Source organism: Cohnella abietis (assembly GCF_004295585.1).
Taxonomy (GTDB): Bacteria; Bacillota; Bacilli; order Paenibacillales; family Paenibacillaceae; genus Cohnella; species Cohnella abietis.
Genome location: NZ_AP019400.1, coordinates 2010690 through 2025857, shown reverse-complemented (window position 1 = coordinate 2025857; position 15168 = coordinate 2010690). Strand labels below are relative to the sequence as shown.

Here is a 15168-nt window from a genome sequence, read left to right as displayed (position 1 = left end):
TTCGCCCCCATTATATATAGATGTATGGAATAAATGATATTCAATATATGTATTTTACTCATAAGTATAGCGCAAGTAAAATGAGATTATAGATTCAAATAAGGAGGCTTCGCATGATTACTAATATAACCGTTCTGGGAGCCGGTACTATGGGGATGGGAATCGCTCGCCTATTTGCCAAGCACGGCTTTCAAGTGTCTTTGTTCGATCCGAATATCCAGGCGCTTCCGGAGTCGTCGCTTCATGCAGCCGAAGAGCTATCCATCGTTATCTCTAGCGAATTAGAGAAAGCGGTTACGAGCGCAGATCTAGTTGTAGAGGCCGTTCCCGAGCAATTGGATATTAAGTTAGAGGTTTATCGAAAATTGGAAGCCTATCTCCCACCTTCAGCTATCGTCGCCTCCAACACTTCAACTTTTTCTCTAAAGGAGCTAGTCGCTGACTTAACCATTGCTGATCGAATGATTATTACTCATTTTTTCAATCCTGCAGATGTTGTGCCTCTTGTTGAAATTGTCGGGTTACCTTCAACCGCTCCGCACATTGTAAATGAGGTCTTCTCTTTATTGCAGCAATGCGGTAAATCACCTGTTGTATTAAACAAAGATATTCCCGGTTTTATAGCCAATCGCCTACAAGCCGCCCTCATGAGAGAAGCAAGCTATTTGTTAGAAAATGGTGTAGCCGATGCTGCCCAGATCGATACCGTTGTGACGGAAGGACTAGGCTTACGCTGGGCACTCAAGGGTCCATTCGAAATCGCTGATCTTGGCGGATTAGACATCTGGGCTAAAGTTACCTGTCACCTCTTTCCAGAACTGTCTAACGGCTCTGAGACCCCTGAATCTATTAAGCAAAATGTACACAAAGGCAAGCTTGGTGTCAAAAGCGGCGGAGGCTATTACGAGTATGCAGACCCAAGCAAAGCATCAGAGCAAATGGCAGAAAGCTTGCAGCAATTGGTTTCATTCACAAGGAAGAGCACTCAGGAGGAATGATTGATATGGTCGAGACCCATGCAACGACGAACAACAACATTGTTATAGCCAGTGCAGTACGGACACCTATTGGCAGCTTTAACGGAATCTTCAAGGATGTGTCTGCTATTCGTCTTGGCTCTGTTGTCATTGCTGAAGCGGTTAGACGCGCTGGCATTGAAGCCGGGCAAATAGACGAAGTCATCATGGGCAATGTCCTGCAAGCCGGCCTTGGCCAAAATCCAGCACGGCAGGCTGCACTTACCGCAGGGTTGTCCGTTGACACGCCCGCGATGACTATTAATCAAGTATGCGGCTCGGGGATGAAAGCGATTAATTTAGCTTTTAACGCCATACGTAGTGGAGATAGCGAAATTATCGTTGCCGGCGGCATGGAAAATATGTCGCTTGCTCCTTATTTGCTTCCAGGTGCCCGTTCCGGTTACAGGATGGGAAACCAAGCCGTTGTAGATACGATGATCCAGGATGGGCTCTGGTGTGCAACAAACGACTATCATATGGGCATTACCGCTGAAAATATAGTTGAGCATTATAGCTTCACACGTCAGCAGCTTGACCAGTTTGCTTGGGATAGCCAGCAAAAAGCCAAAGCCGCGATTGAGGCGGGAAAATTCGATGACGAGATCGTGTCTGTAAGTATTCCGCAGAAGAAAGGTGAGCACCTCTTAGTTAGCAAGGATGAAGCCCCTCGCCCGGATACGACATTAGAAGCACTTGCGAGACTCCGGCCTGCATTTAAGAAGGAAGGCATTGTAACTGCTGGAAACGCTTCTGGCATTAATGATGGTGCTGCTGCTCTCGTCATCATGTCCGAGCGACGTGCGCTGGCGCTTGGCATTAAGCCGCTTGCAATCATTCGCTCCCATGCTTCTGCAGGCGTGGAGCCGTCGATGATGGGGCTCGGGCCGGTTCCGGCAACAGAGCGGGCTTTAGCGAAAGCTGGTTTAACGATGCAGCATATCGATTTGCTTGAAGTAAATGAAGCCTTCGCCGCTCAGGCGCTAGCGTATGGAAAGCATTTCGATTTTGACCCTGGAAAATTTAACGTCAACGGTGGTGCAATTGCGCTAGGTCACCCTATTGGGGCTAGCGGTGCCAGAGTTCTTGTCACACTGCTTCATGAAATGCAGCGCAGTGGCTCACATCTAGGGCTGGCATCCTTATGTATCGGCGGCGGTCAGGGGATCGCAACCATTGTAGAGAACGTTAAGTAAATTTACATATGTATGGGGATGGAGGCTTTCAAATGAAGGAAATATTGCACTCATTCACAGAAGCTGTTCAAGCGATTCCGGATGGTTCTACGCTGATGGTTGGCGGCTTCGGCCTCGTTGGCATTCCGGAGCAGTTAATTAAGGCGTTGGCTGACAGTGGAGTCAGCAACCTGACCGTTATATCCAACAATTGCGGAGTCGACGATTGGGGACTTGGTCTCCTGCTTAGAAACAAACAAATCAAGAAAATCATAGCCTCCTATGTTGGCGAGAATAAGGAGTTCGAACGCCAAGTGCTGAGCGGAGAAATCGAGGCAGAGCTAGTACCGCAAGGAACTCTTGCTGAACGAATCCGAGCTGGAGGTGCAGGCATACCTGCTTTTTATACGCCTGCGGGAGTCGGGACTCCTTTGGCTGATGGACGTGAGACTCGTTTTTTCAACAATAAGGAATATATTCTTGAACACGCATTAACCGCTGACTTCAGCTTAATTCGCGCAGTTCGTGGGGATCGAATGGGCAATCTCGTTTATAACAAAACAGCCCGCAATTTCAATCCGATTATGGCGAGTGCAGGAAAAGTAACAATTGCTGAAATCGAGGAGCTTGTAGAGATCGGTAGCTTAAATCCTGAATCTATCGAAACCCCGGGCATTTATGTACAAAAAATCATCGTGGGCGCGCAGGAGAAACGAATAGAGCGACTAACTACAAAACAATAAATTTGCGAAAGGAGGAGATGACGATGGGTCATTCTATGACGGTTCGGGAGCGCATTGCTTGGCGTGCGGAAAAGGAATTACAGGACGGATATTATGTTAATCTTGGTATTGGTATTCCGACCTTAGTGGCTAACTATATATCACCCAATAAGCAGGTTGTGCTGCAATCAGAGAACGGATTGCTTGGCATCGGCCCCTACCCTACAGCTGATCAAGTCGATCCCGATCTTATAAATGCAGGTAAAGAGACGGTGACGGCGATTTCAGGGGCAACCTATTTCAGTAGTGCAGAATCTTTTGCCATGATACGGGGTGGACATATTGATCTCGCTATTCTAGGCGGCATGGAAGTGTCTGAAGCAGGAGACTTGGCCAATTGGACGATTCCAGGCAAGATGGTCAAAGGGATGGGCGGCGCGATGGATTTGGTGCATGGGGCAAAGAGAATCGTCGTCATCATGGATCATGTCAACAAGGCTGGACAGCCGAAAATATTAAGCACCTGCAGCCTTCCACTAACCGGCAAAAGAGTCGTAAATCGCATCATCACGGATCGCGCTGTCATCGATGTCACGAACGAGGGCTTGCTCCTTGTAGAGGTTGCTGCCGGCTTTACGGTAGAGGAAATTCGTGAGGCGACCGAGCCATCATTGATAGTATCGGAGCATGTTCGGATGGAGGCTTATTAATGAGTGCGCGGTGCGGCTCGTAGTTCCCGGGCCGCGTCCTCATCGTAGCAGGCCGTGTTTTCAGTGGAGGCTCGTCTAGGGTGTGTTGTTCGAATTTTTCGAGTAACTGCTCTCGGTGAAGGCACATTTGCGGCACGTTGTTCGATATTTTCGTGTAATTACTCTCAGTGAAGGCTCGTCTGGGGCACGTTGTTCGATATTTTCCAGTAACTGCTCTCCATGGAGGCCCCTCTGAGGCTCGTTGTTCGATATTTTCGAGTAACTGCTCTCGATGGAGGCTACTTTGAGGCTCGTTGTTCGATATTTTCGAGTAACTGCTCTCGATGGAGGCTACTTTGAGGCTCGTTGTTCGATATTTTCGAGTAACTGCTCTCGATGGAGGCTACTTTGAGGCTCGTTGTTCGATATTTTCGAGTAACTGCTCTCCATGAGGGCTACTTTAAGGCACGTTGTTCGATATTTTCGAGTAACTGCCCTCGGTGGGGGCTACTTTGAGGCGCGTTGTTCGATATTTTCGAGTAACTTCTCTCGGTAAAGGCTACTTTGAGGCACGTTGTTCGATATTTTCCAGTAACTACTCTCGTCGAAGGCTACTTTAAGGCACGTTGTTCGATATTTTCGAGTAACTGCTCTCGGTGAAGGCTCCTCTGGGGCTTATTGTTCGATATTTTCGAGTAACTACCCTCAGTGGGGGCTCCTCTAGGGCACATTGCTCGATATTTTCGAGTAACTGCTCTCGGTGGGGGCTTTACTGGGGCACGTTGTTCAATATTTTCGAGTAACCGCCCTCGGCAAAGGCTCCTCTGGGGCGCGTTGTTCGATATTTTCGAGTAACTGCTCTCGGTGAAGGCTCCTCTGGGGCTTGTTGTTCGATATCTTCGAGTAGCTGCTAATAATGAGAGCTACTCTATTGCGTGTTACCGGTTTAGTGTTATTTTACTGAGTCAGCTCTTGTCCGGGGGTTTCGCTACCTGCTGTGGGAGCCTTCGTCCTCTTGCCGTTGACGATTACGATGCCACTGACGACAAGGACGAGCGCCGCCCATACGAACATATGGAGCTCCTCGCCGAGCATTGCCCCGGACAGGAACACTCCGAATACCGGTATTAGAAACAAATACATCGAGATGCTTCCGACTTTGTTGTACTTCATGACCGTATTCCACACCACAAACCCCAGCGCAGAAATGCACGCTAAGTAAAGCAGCATCCACGTTGTGCTCCAAGTCATTTCGAATGGGAGCAAGCCTGCTCCTGATGCACCGATAGCCATGATCGCAAGTCCGCCGAGCAGCATTTGATAAGAGGTCATGTAAAGAACTTCAAGATGCTCGGATTCCTTCTTCGACATCACGTTTCCAAGTGCCCCGAAGAACATCGCAAGCAGCAAGCAAATTTCCGCTAAGCCAAAGTGCAAAGTTAACGAGCCCTTAGAGATGCCAACAAGAATGACCCCAGCAAAGCCAACGACTAGTCCTATCATTTTACGAAGTGAAATTTTATCACTTGCATACATGTAATGAGCCAATATAATTTGGAAAAATGACGTCGTACCTGCAATTATTGATCCCTGCACACCGGTCGTACTACTTATACCGTAGGAGAAAAGTACATATTGCAGCAATGTCTGGAACAAGCCTATCCGCCCAACCTTTAGCAACGTTCCCCGTTGATACGCTACCTTTTTGCCAATAAGCTTCATCAGTACAAGGATCAAAATAGACGCAAGAACAAACCTGTATCCGGCGAACAAAATCTGCTCAAATACGTCCTCCTTACCAATGTTCAGCTCCGCATAGCTTAATTTCACAAATGGAAACGCACTTCCCCACAGGAAAGTCGCCCCCGCTGCGGCCGCTATAATGCCTAATGGATGAGTAAATATTTTCTCTGTCATTGTTTTCAATAGTTAAACCCCTTTTGAAAGACGTGCACGGATTATTATATAGCATGCAGACGATCAATAGGGCAAAACATACGAAAAACCGCTGCTCCAAGTCTTTCCTTCTCGACAGAGCAAGCGGTCTAATATTCGAATACATATTCTAAACAAAGAAAATAAAAGCCTATACTGCGTACCATGAGATATAGAATAAAACCTTAGGTTTTAACAGCTGTATATCGATTGGCTGGAATCGGTAATCCCAAGTTGCCCCGAAGGGTATCTGACTCATATTCTGTTCGGTAAATGCCACGCTCCTGCAGAATCGGAATAACTAGCTCAACGAAATCCCGAAGGATGCTAGGCAGAGCAGAATAAACAATGAATCCGTCGCCCGCTTCCTCTTCATGCCACTTCTGAATGAGATCAGCGATATTCTCCGGTGTGCCGATAAATTGTCCGCGAGGAGTAGCCGATTGCAGCGCAACCTGACGTAGCGTCAAGCCTTGCTCCTTAGCCGTTTTCTTGATTTTGTCAGTGCCGCTGCGGAAGCTGTTGCTGCCTAACTCCCCAAGCTCGGGAAACGGCTCATCCAACGGATACTGCGAGAAATCGTGGTGGTCAAAAAACCGACCAAGATAGTCAAGCGCGTTCTGAATATTAACTAAGCTGGCAATTTCCTCATACTTACGCTCAACTTCCTCCTGCGTTTTACCTATAATCGGCGCAATCCCCGGCAGAATGACGATATCATTGGCAGAGCGACCATTGGCTACCGCTCTTGCTTTAACATCCGCATAGAAAGCCTTCGCTTCCTCTATGTTCTCATGACCTGTAAAGACAGCGTCTGCCCCTTTGCCAGCAAGCTTCTTGCCACTTTCAGAGGAGCCTGCTTGGAAGACGACCGGCTGACCTTGCTTGGAACGGGCAATATTCAACGGTCCTTGTACGTTAAAATAAGCACCCTTATGATCCAAGCGATGAAGCTTCGACGGATCAAAGAAGACTCCTGTCTCCTTGTCGCGAACGAACGCATCGTCTTCCCATGAATCCCATAAGCCTCGCGTTACTTCCAAGTGCTCCTCTGCAATTTTGTAGCGCTCATCATGCGTCGGATGCTCTGTCTTTCCGAAATTTTTGGCTGAGCCCTCTAGAGGAGAGGTCACCAAATTCCAGCCTGCACGCCCACCACTCAAATGATCGAGAGAGCTGAATTGCCTCGCAACCGTGAAGGGGTCACTGTAGGAGCTAGAGAGTGTGCCAACTAAACCAATTTTACTTGTGACCGAAGCTAATGCAGACAGAAGCGTAATCGGTTCGAAACGATTCAGGAAATGGGGAATTGATTTTTCAGTAATATACAGACCATCAGCGATAAACACGAGATCAAATTTACCTGATTCCGCAAGTTGAACCTGCTCCTTGTAATAGGAAAAGTTAACACTAGCATCCGGCAGTACTTCAGGGTGCCGCCAGCCAGACACATTCCCTCCAACTCCATGAACAAGTGCGCCAAGCTTAATGGAACGCTTTGCCATCTTAAACCCCTCCTCAGTTCAGGCATTTAATAATGATGTCTCCCGCAGGATTAGTCGGTAGCTCTTAACCAGTAAATCTCCACTCATGAATTGTTTATCATAATCTCTCTCGAAACCAAGATGCTCATAAAGCCTAACGGCCGAGTCCATCATGTCAGAGGTATGCAGGTGAAGTTGATCTGCCCCCCACTCCAACGACAGCTTTGCGCTAGCTCGTATTAATTCCGTTGCAACTCCATGTCCACGTGCTTTCTGTGACACTCCAAGCAAACGAATGACAGGGTTATGAATGTCCAGCTTCGGATTATCTCCATAAGCAGTCTCCGATGAATCGTAGATGAACACACTGCCTATAATCTCACCGTCTAGCTCAGCAACAAGTCTCTCCTTCGTTGTTGTAGCTTCTATAGACTGTAGGATACTTGTTTTATATTGCGTCCAGCGCTCAGCGGAAAACGTTCGTTCATATTGCTCATACGCATCTAGCAGCACCCCGATAATAGCTTCATGATCAGAATCCTCTGCCTTGCGAATGACAACCTTCTTATCCGGCATTTCCTCCACCTGCTTTCTAGTTAAGGGATAGCTTTTTCTATATTGTGCAGCTAGAATTTTGCGAGCTTATTTCTCCCTTTTTAATCCGATCAATCTGCGCTAAATGAACTTGGACGTGTGCAATAAAGGCTAGAATAATGGCCTCTAGGGTGACTGTTTCTCCTTTGAAGTTAACACCTGTTTTGCTCCACTCCTCCGACGATAGACGACGGAACAACAAGCTATTATACAAGAGCAAGCTTCTGAAAATTTCTAAAATATCCGACGCATTACCCTCATTAGATTTCTGTCCAGCTACCCACGGGTCTTGGCTGAACGCTGGCAATCGAGCTTCAGAGTTGGCCAGTATTTCACGAATACGGAAGGAGACGATAATATTATGATCTGCTAGATGGGCAAGAACCTCAGTAACACTCCATTGCGCATCTGTCGCTTTCCATTTTAGCTGAGAGTCAGTTAAACCTTCAATAGCAGCTAACAATTGCTCATAAGTGTACAAATAAGTATCAATGTCAACAATAGATTGACTCATCCTATTTCCTCCTCTATTTTGCAGGCTGCGTGAACCGTGTTGCGGAAAATAGCCCCACGTCCTGCCCCCATTTGCCAAGCTCGATTTGATTCGCCAGTATCTCTCCTACGACACTCGCAAACTTAAAGCCATGTCCTGAGAAACCTCCTGCTAGTAGCACGTTTGAATATTCTGGATGGGTGTCAATAATAAAGCTGTCGTCCGGTGTGAATTCGTATTTGCAAACCGCACTCCTCAGCAGCTTGCCCGCGGCACCAGGTAGGAATGCATCCAATGCCCCTCGCAAATCTCCCTCATCCTCCGGATAAGTCCCGAACGGCGCAAGCTTCTCTCCCGGCTGCCATTCCACTCCTGTCTCATGACGACCAATCTTTATACCTGCTCCCCCTATGCTAGGAAACCCGTAATAGCCTCCATTACTCGTTTCCAAAGTAAATCCGGGGAATTGACCAGCATTAAATGAATGATGACTGGGCTCAAACCATCCCACAACTTTGCGGACTGCACGAATAGGTAATTGGACGAACGGCTCTAGAGTCTTAAACCAGGCTCCGGCGCTTAGAATAACTTTATTGGCTATGAAGCTGTCTGTTGCAGTAGATACTGTTACAGAGGATTTTTCTGGTTCTATTTTCGTCACAAAAGTATTCGTTAATAACGTCGCTCCTGCTTGCAGAGCTTCTTTCTTATAGGTCGATATACATTTTTCACTATACAAATAACCTGCGTATGGCTCATACATCGCTCGATGATGCTCACCAACTTGAACAGCGGGCCAACGTTCCTTAATTTGCTGTGCGCTGAGATCCTCAATAAATACACCATGATCGGCCGCAACTTGAAACCTACTCTCGTAGGAATAAATAGCAGGGTCAGTAATACTAAGTACTCCCGCTCTCTCAAGAAGCTTCTCGCCAGTTGCTTCCTCAAGCTCACGCCATAGCTCATCCGCACGAAGCGCCAGCTTCACATAAGCAGGACCTCCGCTATAGGCATGCCTGATCAGGCGGGTATCACCATGATGACTGCCATTGGAATGCGGGGGATTAAAGGCGTCTATTAATAACGTCTTTATTCCTCTACGGGCAAGCTCATAGCCAGCGCTCATCCCCATCGAACCTGCACCTACAACAATAACATCGTATAATTTTCGAATATTACAGCCTCCCTCTAGAGCTTCTTCGTCTCCGATAATTGATATAATGCATCAACTGCAAGTGAGGCAAAGAACGAGGCTCCAATTGGTAAAGCTCTCTCATCAACATCAAAGGCCGGATGATGCCACTCTTGCGGTCCAGATGTACCTAAGAAGAAAAAGCTACCCGGTGTTTCTTGCAAATAGAAGGCAAAATCCTCACCAGCTGATGAAGGAGTCGGCTCTACAACCTGTAATCCAATTGATTCAGCCGTTCTCGTTGCCTGCTCAGCCCACCTAGAATCATTAACAACTGCAGGTGGACCCTCAAGCCACTTCACATTTGCTTCAGCTCCTAAAGCTTGCCCAACGCCAACGACGATTTGCTCGAATCGTTCACGGACTCTAAAACGAACACCTTCATCGAAGGTTCTCAACGTGCCATCGAATACAGCTTTATCCGCGATGACATTCCATGCCGTACCGCTGTTTAGACGAGTAACGCTAACGACTGCACTATCCAGAGCACTTACATTACGGCTGACTATTGATTGCAACGCCGTAATAATATGTGCGGAAGTAACGATAGGATCGATTCCCGCTTCGGGTACTGCAGCATGCGTTCCTCGCCCTTCAACCTCCACAATAAAGCCGTCTGCTGCCGCCATAATCGGACCCGGCTTAATGCCAATTGTACCTACCGGCAAATTAGGCTTATTATGTAAGCCAAATACTGCTTTGACGCCTTCTAAAGCACCGCTATTGATAACTAGAGAAGCGCCCTTCGCCTTCTCCTCTGCCGGCTGGAATATAAACCGTACTGTTCCTTTCAGCTCATGTTCCCGTCGTTTAAGCAAAATAGCCGCACCCAGTACTATTGCCGTATGCAAATCATGCCCACACGCATGCATTTTACCGGGAACTCGTGAAGCGAATGCCAATCCCGTCTCCTCATGAATCGGAAGTGCATCAATATCAGCGCGAATTGCAATAATTGGGCCCTCTTGCAAGCCTCCGACTTCAGCGATGACACCGGTTTTGAGCGGATACTCCGCAATACGAATTCCCGCCTCTGTAAGCCATGTGCGAATCGTGCTCGTCGTTTCAAATTCCTCGTGGGACAGCTCTGGATTGGCGTGCAAATGACGTCTGAATGCTACGAGCTGCTCTTCGAACTGCTCGGTCGTTAATGAACCCATCGATACCCCTCCTTAGCTCTATATTATTTATAATTCTCGCTCGCTTCTCTAGCTAAATCGAATAAGAACTCTCCGGGGTAATTCGTGCCAGAAATTGCTTTGTTCTCTCTTCTTTAGGGGCTTGAAAGATCACTTTAGGAGGACCTTCCTCGACGATAAAGCCTTGATCCATGAACACCACGTGACTGGCTACATCCTGAGCAAACCCCATCTCATGTGTCACGATTATCATCGTTATGCCTTCCTTAGCTATTTTACGAATAACAGACAGCACTTCTCCTACAAGCTCAGGATCAAGTGCAGACGTCGGCTCGTCGAAGAGGATAACCTCAGGGTTTAGAGCAAGCGCTCTTGCAATACCTACCCGCTGCTGCTGACCTCCTGAAAGCTGGCTCGGATAGGAATCAAGCTTATTTCCAAGCCCTACCTTTTCAAGCAGCTCAACGCTTTTTTTACGCGCCTCCTCCTTCGACAGCCTCTTAACAATAACCAAGCCCTCCATCACATTCTCAAGGGCAGTCTTATGTCGGAACAAATTATAATTTTGGAATACCATCGCCGTTTTTTGCCTAAGCGCATGAATATCTTTCTTAGCAGGTCTTCTGCAATTTACACTGAAATCATCAATTGAAATTTCTCCATCGTTAGGTTTCTCCAAGTAATTAATGCATCGGAGCAGTGTTGTCTTCCCTGAGCCGCTTGGACCAAGAATAGCAACGACTTCCCCCTTATCAACCTTGAGGTTTATTCTATTAAGCACCTGATTACGTCCGAAGGATTTCGATATATTTGTAAGCTTAATCATGCTACACCCCCAACGATTATAAAGGTTAATTCGTTTCTCAAGGTAGACTTTAAATCATCGGTATCGGCACCGTATGAAGCGACCAATGAAAACTCTCCGCCAAAATGTTCTATGATAAAGCGGCAATCCTGTGCTCCGCTAAACCCACTTATTAAACTTATAATTCCTAGTGGATAAGTAAGAATTTATATTGAGAATAACATAACATCTGATCCTTTAAGCCGTCAATGCGTTTGGTTATAGAGATATTTTATAGGTGGATACAACTATCCAATAATTTATGATACTAGTTGTTATGAGTTCAAGAAAAGGGACTACCAAAGTCTAATCGACTTTTAGGCAGCCCCTTTTTCTATTCATACTCCGGAATTATTACGAGTTGACGGCAGTGTCTTTGGAGCGAATTTCCAACCAATTAATTTCCTCGGAAAGCTCCTCAACAGAACGATCCAAACGCTCCTGCAGCTCCTCTGACAGCTCAAATCCTCCACCATCACGTCTCTCAATCCACTGATCGATCGCATATACGCCGCCCAAAATATTTCTGCTGCCTAGAACGGAAAGGACAGGCTTCAAGGCATAATCCAAGGCAAGTAAATGGGCTATAGTTCCACCGATAAATAATGGCAATGTAACCTTCCCTTTTAGGCCGGTTTGTGGCAGCAGATCCAAGAAAGCCTTCAGAATTCCCGTAAAGGACGCCTTATATACCGGGCTAGCGATGACTACGCCACTAGCTGATTCCACCAAAGCAAGCGCAGCTAAAATTTGCTCGTCCTTGAAATTCGCATGAAGCAGTGCTTCTGCTGGCAGCTCAGAAACACGAATGTGGCTGATCTTAATACCCTTCTCAGCAGATTTGCTTTCTACGTGGTCGATTAATCCGTTCAAACGGGATCCCGGTGTTGGACTACCTGAAATAATTACAATGTGACTCATAGTTAATTCCTCCATTTTGTAGGTTTAATGATTACTTACTTGCGGGTGCTAATCTATTTATGATGAGCTCTTTGCCTGTTTCAATAATTGTATTCAAATATTGCGAGTGCTCCCCATGGCCAATGACAATGTTTGTTTGCATCGTAATGCCATCCGTCTCTGGAACGTGAATCGGAAATAGCTTACCCTCAGCAACCTCTTGCTGGACACATACACTCGGAAGGAACGATATTCCCACCTTCTGAATAACTAGCTTTTTGGCCATCTCTGAGTTGTCGGTTTGAACCTGAATGTTGGGTGGCTGATCAAGATTCTCGAACAAGCGATGAATTCTAAACCAATCCAATGCGCCACATTGAAAAAATACGAGAGGCTCTTTGGCAATCTCTTCAACTGTAAGGCGCTCATTTAGTAGAAAGGGATGCCCCTCATAAACATAAAGAGATATGGGATCCTCGTAAAATTTAATGGATTGAAGGCTAGGATGAGTCACGTTTCGCACAAAACCAATATCAACTTCCTTGTTCAGCACCTTACTTACGATTTCATCAGTAATGCCTGTAACGATCCTATAGTTAGTATTAGGGAACTTGCTTTTCAAACGGACAATTAATTCTGGAAAAATGTAATTAGACACCGACACCGTGCAGCCAATTCTGAACTCCTCAGGGGGAGATTTCTTTTGGTTAACCTGATACTTCCCCTTCTGGTAGGTCAATAGAAGCTGCTGTGCAAAAGGCAGGAATCGCTTGCCCTCCTCGGTAATCTGGACTTGCTTAGCCTGTCTATCGAACAGCTTACAATCCAGCCCCCGTTCTAGAGATTGGATGCGAGCAGTAACAGATGGCTGTGATAAGTATAACGCTTCTGCGGCTTTATTAAAACTTCCACAGTAAACGACATAAACAAATGCTTCGATATTTTCTATATTAACAAAAAAACCTCCTTCGTTCACACTACGAAGTTTTTTATTTATCCAATAGGATAACTCGGAATAGGTATAATGTAAAGATAATAATGAACGAATTTGCTGTCTACACCAAGTAGAAGCATCTACCGATGTCCTTTGGATTAGCGAAAGATTCAGGAATGGATACTTGTGATGCTTATAAATTCTTGCGTAACAGAATAAACCGTCCCCTATTCACTAGAGAACGGTTGTTGATAAATGGCTTAATCAGAATGTTCCGAATTGTCCAAGCCCTAGCGGGTACATTCTATCCGTTACTGGGCAAAGACCGGGATTCCGAATACTAAGCTCCTCTGAGTATAGCGGGCTCTGTTTGGAGAGCTCCGAATAATAGCTACTAATGATGTGGTTGTTCGGCACGGAACCATTATTGAAGGAAAGAGGCTCGGAATTTCGAACATGCATGTAGTGGTAAGTAGCATCACTCTTCGGAGGACTATAGACTTGTGGTGGCAAATGCGTAACGACGTCAAATCGGTTATTCACCCGATAGCTGTGCTGAACCTCACCTGAAAATGCTTTCGCGAATGTCGGATCACCTACTCGTGGCGAGCCGAAGGTGTATACGACTGGATTGCGAAAAGGGGAATTCACCGCAACGTCAAGTCCACATAAAGTGGCAAGTGCCCCTCCAAGGCTGTGACCAGTAATGAATAATGCTTTTGACGAATCAAGCTTGTTTAAGACACCCAAGATTTGATTGCGGGCGGAATAATAAATACTCGACATCCCGCGATGAGTTTGACCTGCACCTTTTACACATTTGTATTTCGACTGACTGGCAATGGCGTTGGCAATCCAATCCGTTGTCGAGCTCGTACCCCTGAATGCTACGATGATATCACTCGCTGATTGAATAATAAATCCGAATTTCTCTGCTGCACCAGCTAAAGAATTCGCTCGAAATGTGGATACAACCTCATAATATGCCGGCACTACGAAATAGCCATCAGGATTATTAAATTGCGCGTAAGTTTGGCTGCAGACGGAAGCTAGGAAAATGGCTGTCCGGTTATCAAATCCGCTATTTGCCATATGTTCAACCTCCACTTGCTTCTATTCTCATACTTTATTAAGAATTTAGGCAAATGGTGCATACATGCACACTGGAATTTCAACATGCAAGGTATATCCCGCAAGTATGACGGCTTGCTAGTGCGGCGTGGTCGACTAATTGCTGCTACTGGTGCTCGTTTGAGACGGAGTTACGCCGCGACTACGACTAATTGCTGCTACTGGGGTACGCTCGAGGCAGAGTTAAGCGGGGTGGCAGACTAATTGCTGCTTACTGGTGCTCGTTTGAGACGGAGTTACGCGGCGACTACGACTAATTGCTGCTACTGGGGTATGTTTGAGCAGGAGTTGCGCGGGGGGACCGACTAATTCATGCTACTGGGGTACGCTCGAGACAAAGTTACGCGGCGTGGCAGACTAATTCCGTCCACTGGGGCACGTTTGAGACAGAGTTACGCCGCGACTACGACTAATTCCGTCCACTGGAGCACGTTTGCGATAGAGTTACGCGGCGACTCCGACTAATTCCGTCCACTGGGGCACGTGTGAGACAGAGTTACGCCGCGACTACGACTAATTCCGTCCACTGGGGCACGTTTGAGACAGAGTTACGCCGCGACTCCGACTAATTCATGCTACTGGGGTACGCTCGAGACAGAGTTACGCGGCGACTCCGACTAATTGCTGCTACTGGCGCATGTTTGAGCCGGAGTTGCGCGGGGGGACCGACTAATTACTACTACTGGGGTATGCTTGAGGTGGAGTTACGCGGCGACTCCGACTAATTCCGTCCACTGGGGCACGTTTGAGACAGAGTTACGCGGCGACTACGACTAATTCCGTCCACTGGGGCACGCTCGAGGCAGAGTTAAGCGGCGACTACGACCAATTCCGTCCACTGGAGCACGTTTGAGACAGAGTTAAGCGGCGTGGCAGACTAATTCATGCTACTGAGGTATGTTTGAGACAGAGTTAAG

General features: G+C 46.8%; 14 protein-coding genes. 4 read left to right on the top strand and 10 right to left on the bottom strand.

Features of this window, described 5'->3' with window-relative positions:
* Positions 1–113 precede the first annotated feature (113 nt).
* From KCTCHS21_RS08355 to KCTCHS21_RS08340, 4 genes are read left to right on the top strand one after another with little or no spacing between them, the layout of a single operon-like run.
* Entirely contained in the window at positions 114–998 is an 885-nt protein-coding gene (locus KCTCHS21_RS08355) for a 3-hydroxyacyl-CoA dehydrogenase family protein (RefSeq protein ID WP_130606714.1), read from the top strand.
* Positions 999–1003: 5 nt separating this feature from the next.
* On the top strand, positions 1004–2212 hold the full coding sequence (locus KCTCHS21_RS08350) for an acetyl-CoA C-acetyltransferase (protein WP_130606712.1): 1209 nt from the start codon (positions 1004–1006) through the stop codon (positions 2210–2212).
* Between the two features lie 32 nt (positions 2213–2244).
* Positions 2245–2934, top strand: a complete 690-nt coding sequence (locus tag KCTCHS21_RS08345; RefSeq protein ID WP_130606710.1) for a CoA transferase subunit A — start codon at positions 2245–2247, stop codon at positions 2932–2934.
* Between the two features lie 23 nt (positions 2935–2957).
* On the top strand, positions 2958–3623 hold the full coding sequence (locus tag KCTCHS21_RS08340) for a CoA transferase subunit B (protein WP_130606708.1): 666 nt from the start codon (positions 2958–2960) through the stop codon (positions 3621–3623).
* Positions 3624–4559: 936 nt separating this feature from the next.
* Here the strand turns inward: KCTCHS21_RS08340 and KCTCHS21_RS08335 are convergent.
* The 10 genes from KCTCHS21_RS08335 to KCTCHS21_RS08290 form a co-directional block, all read right to left on the bottom strand.
* Positions 4560–5519: a DMT family transporter gene (locus KCTCHS21_RS08335; protein ID WP_130616405.1), complete on the bottom strand. Its 960-nt coding sequence runs from the start codon at positions 5517–5519 to the stop codon at positions 4560–4562.
* A 203-nt stretch (positions 5520–5722) separates the two neighbouring features.
* Positions 5723–7042 carry an LLM class flavin-dependent oxidoreductase gene (locus tag KCTCHS21_RS08330; protein ID WP_130606706.1) on the bottom strand — a complete coding sequence of 440 codons (1320 nt, stop codon included), beginning with the start codon at positions 7040–7042 and terminating at the stop codon, positions 5723–5725.
* A gap of 18 nt (positions 7043–7060) precedes the next feature.
* Positions 7061–7597, bottom strand: coding sequence for a GNAT family N-acetyltransferase (locus KCTCHS21_RS08325; protein WP_130606704.1), 537 nt, complete (start codon positions 7595–7597; stop codon positions 7061–7063).
* Positions 7598–7634: 37 nt separating this feature from the next.
* A complete protein-coding gene (locus KCTCHS21_RS08320; protein WP_130606702.1) occupies positions 7635–8129 on the bottom strand; it encodes a DinB family protein in 495 nt (164 codons plus the stop codon).
* Between the two features lie 13 nt (positions 8130–8142).
* Positions 8143–9285, bottom strand: coding sequence for an N-methyl-L-tryptophan oxidase (gene solA / locus KCTCHS21_RS08315; RefSeq protein ID WP_269472765.1), 1143 nt, complete (start codon positions 9283–9285; stop codon positions 8143–8145).
* A 14-nt stretch (positions 9286–9299) separates the two neighbouring features.
* On the bottom strand, positions 9300–10463 hold the full coding sequence (locus KCTCHS21_RS08310; RefSeq protein WP_130606698.1) for an amidohydrolase: 1164 nt from the start codon (positions 10461–10463) through the stop codon (positions 9300–9302).
* A gap of 52 nt (positions 10464–10515) precedes the next feature.
* Positions 10516–11268 carry an amino acid ABC transporter ATP-binding protein gene (locus tag KCTCHS21_RS08305; protein ID WP_130606696.1) on the bottom strand — a complete coding sequence of 251 codons (753 nt, stop codon included), beginning with the start codon at positions 11266–11268 and terminating at the stop codon, positions 10516–10518.
* A gap of 372 nt (positions 11269–11640) precedes the next feature.
* Positions 11641–12207 carry an NADPH-dependent FMN reductase gene (gene ssuE, locus KCTCHS21_RS08300; protein WP_130606694.1) on the bottom strand — a complete coding sequence of 189 codons (567 nt, stop codon included), beginning with the start codon at positions 12205–12207 and terminating at the stop codon, positions 11641–11643.
* A 31-nt stretch (positions 12208–12238) separates the two neighbouring features.
* Entirely contained in the window at positions 12239–13162 is a 924-nt protein-coding gene (locus KCTCHS21_RS08295; RefSeq protein WP_130606692.1) for a LysR family transcriptional regulator, read from the bottom strand.
* A 222-nt stretch (positions 13163–13384) separates the two neighbouring features.
* Complete coding sequence (locus tag KCTCHS21_RS08290) at positions 13385–14212, bottom strand: lipase family protein (RefSeq protein ID WP_130606690.1); 828 nt, start codon at positions 14210–14212, stop codon at positions 13385–13387.
* Between the last annotated feature and the right edge of the window lie 956 nt (positions 14213–15168).

Coding starts and splice junctions, on each gene's coding strand:
- KCTCHS21_RS08355 (WP_130606714.1), top strand. CDS start 114: ATGATTACTAATATAACCGTTCTGGGAGCCGGTACTATGGGGATGGGA.
- KCTCHS21_RS08350 (WP_130606712.1), top strand. CDS start 1,004: ATGGTCGAGACCCATGCAACGACGAACAACAACATTGTTATAGCCAGT.
- KCTCHS21_RS08345 (WP_130606710.1), top strand. CDS start 2,245: ATGAAGGAAATATTGCACTCATTCACAGAAGCTGTTCAAGCGATTCCG.
- KCTCHS21_RS08340 (WP_130606708.1), top strand. CDS start 2,958: ATGGGTCATTCTATGACGGTTCGGGAGCGCATTGCTTGGCGTGCGGAA.
- KCTCHS21_RS08335 (WP_130616405.1), bottom strand. CDS start 5,519: ATGACAGAGAAAATATTTACTCATCCATTAGGCATTATAGCGGCCGCA.
- KCTCHS21_RS08330 (WP_130606706.1), bottom strand. CDS start 7,042: ATGGCAAAGCGTTCCATTAAGCTTGGCGCACTTGTTCATGGAGTTGGA.
- KCTCHS21_RS08325 (WP_130606704.1), bottom strand. CDS start 7,597: ATGCCGGATAAGAAGGTTGTCATTCGCAAGGCAGAGGATTCTGATCAT.
- KCTCHS21_RS08320 (WP_130606702.1), bottom strand. CDS start 8,129: ATGAGTCAATCTATTGTTGACATTGATACTTATTTGTACACTTATGAG.
- KCTCHS21_RS08310 (WP_130606698.1), bottom strand. CDS start 10,463: ATGGGTTCATTAACGACCGAGCAGTTCGAAGAGCAGCTCGTAGCATTC.
- KCTCHS21_RS08305 (WP_130606696.1), bottom strand. CDS start 11,268: ATGATTAAGCTTACAAATATATCGAAATCCTTCGGACGTAATCAGGTG.
- ssuE (WP_130606694.1), bottom strand. CDS start 12,207: ATGAGTCACATTGTAATTATTTCAGGTAGTCCAACACCGGGATCCCGT.
- KCTCHS21_RS08290 (WP_130606690.1), bottom strand. CDS start 14,212: ATGGCAAATAGCGGATTTGATAACCGGACAGCCATTTTCCTAGCTTCC.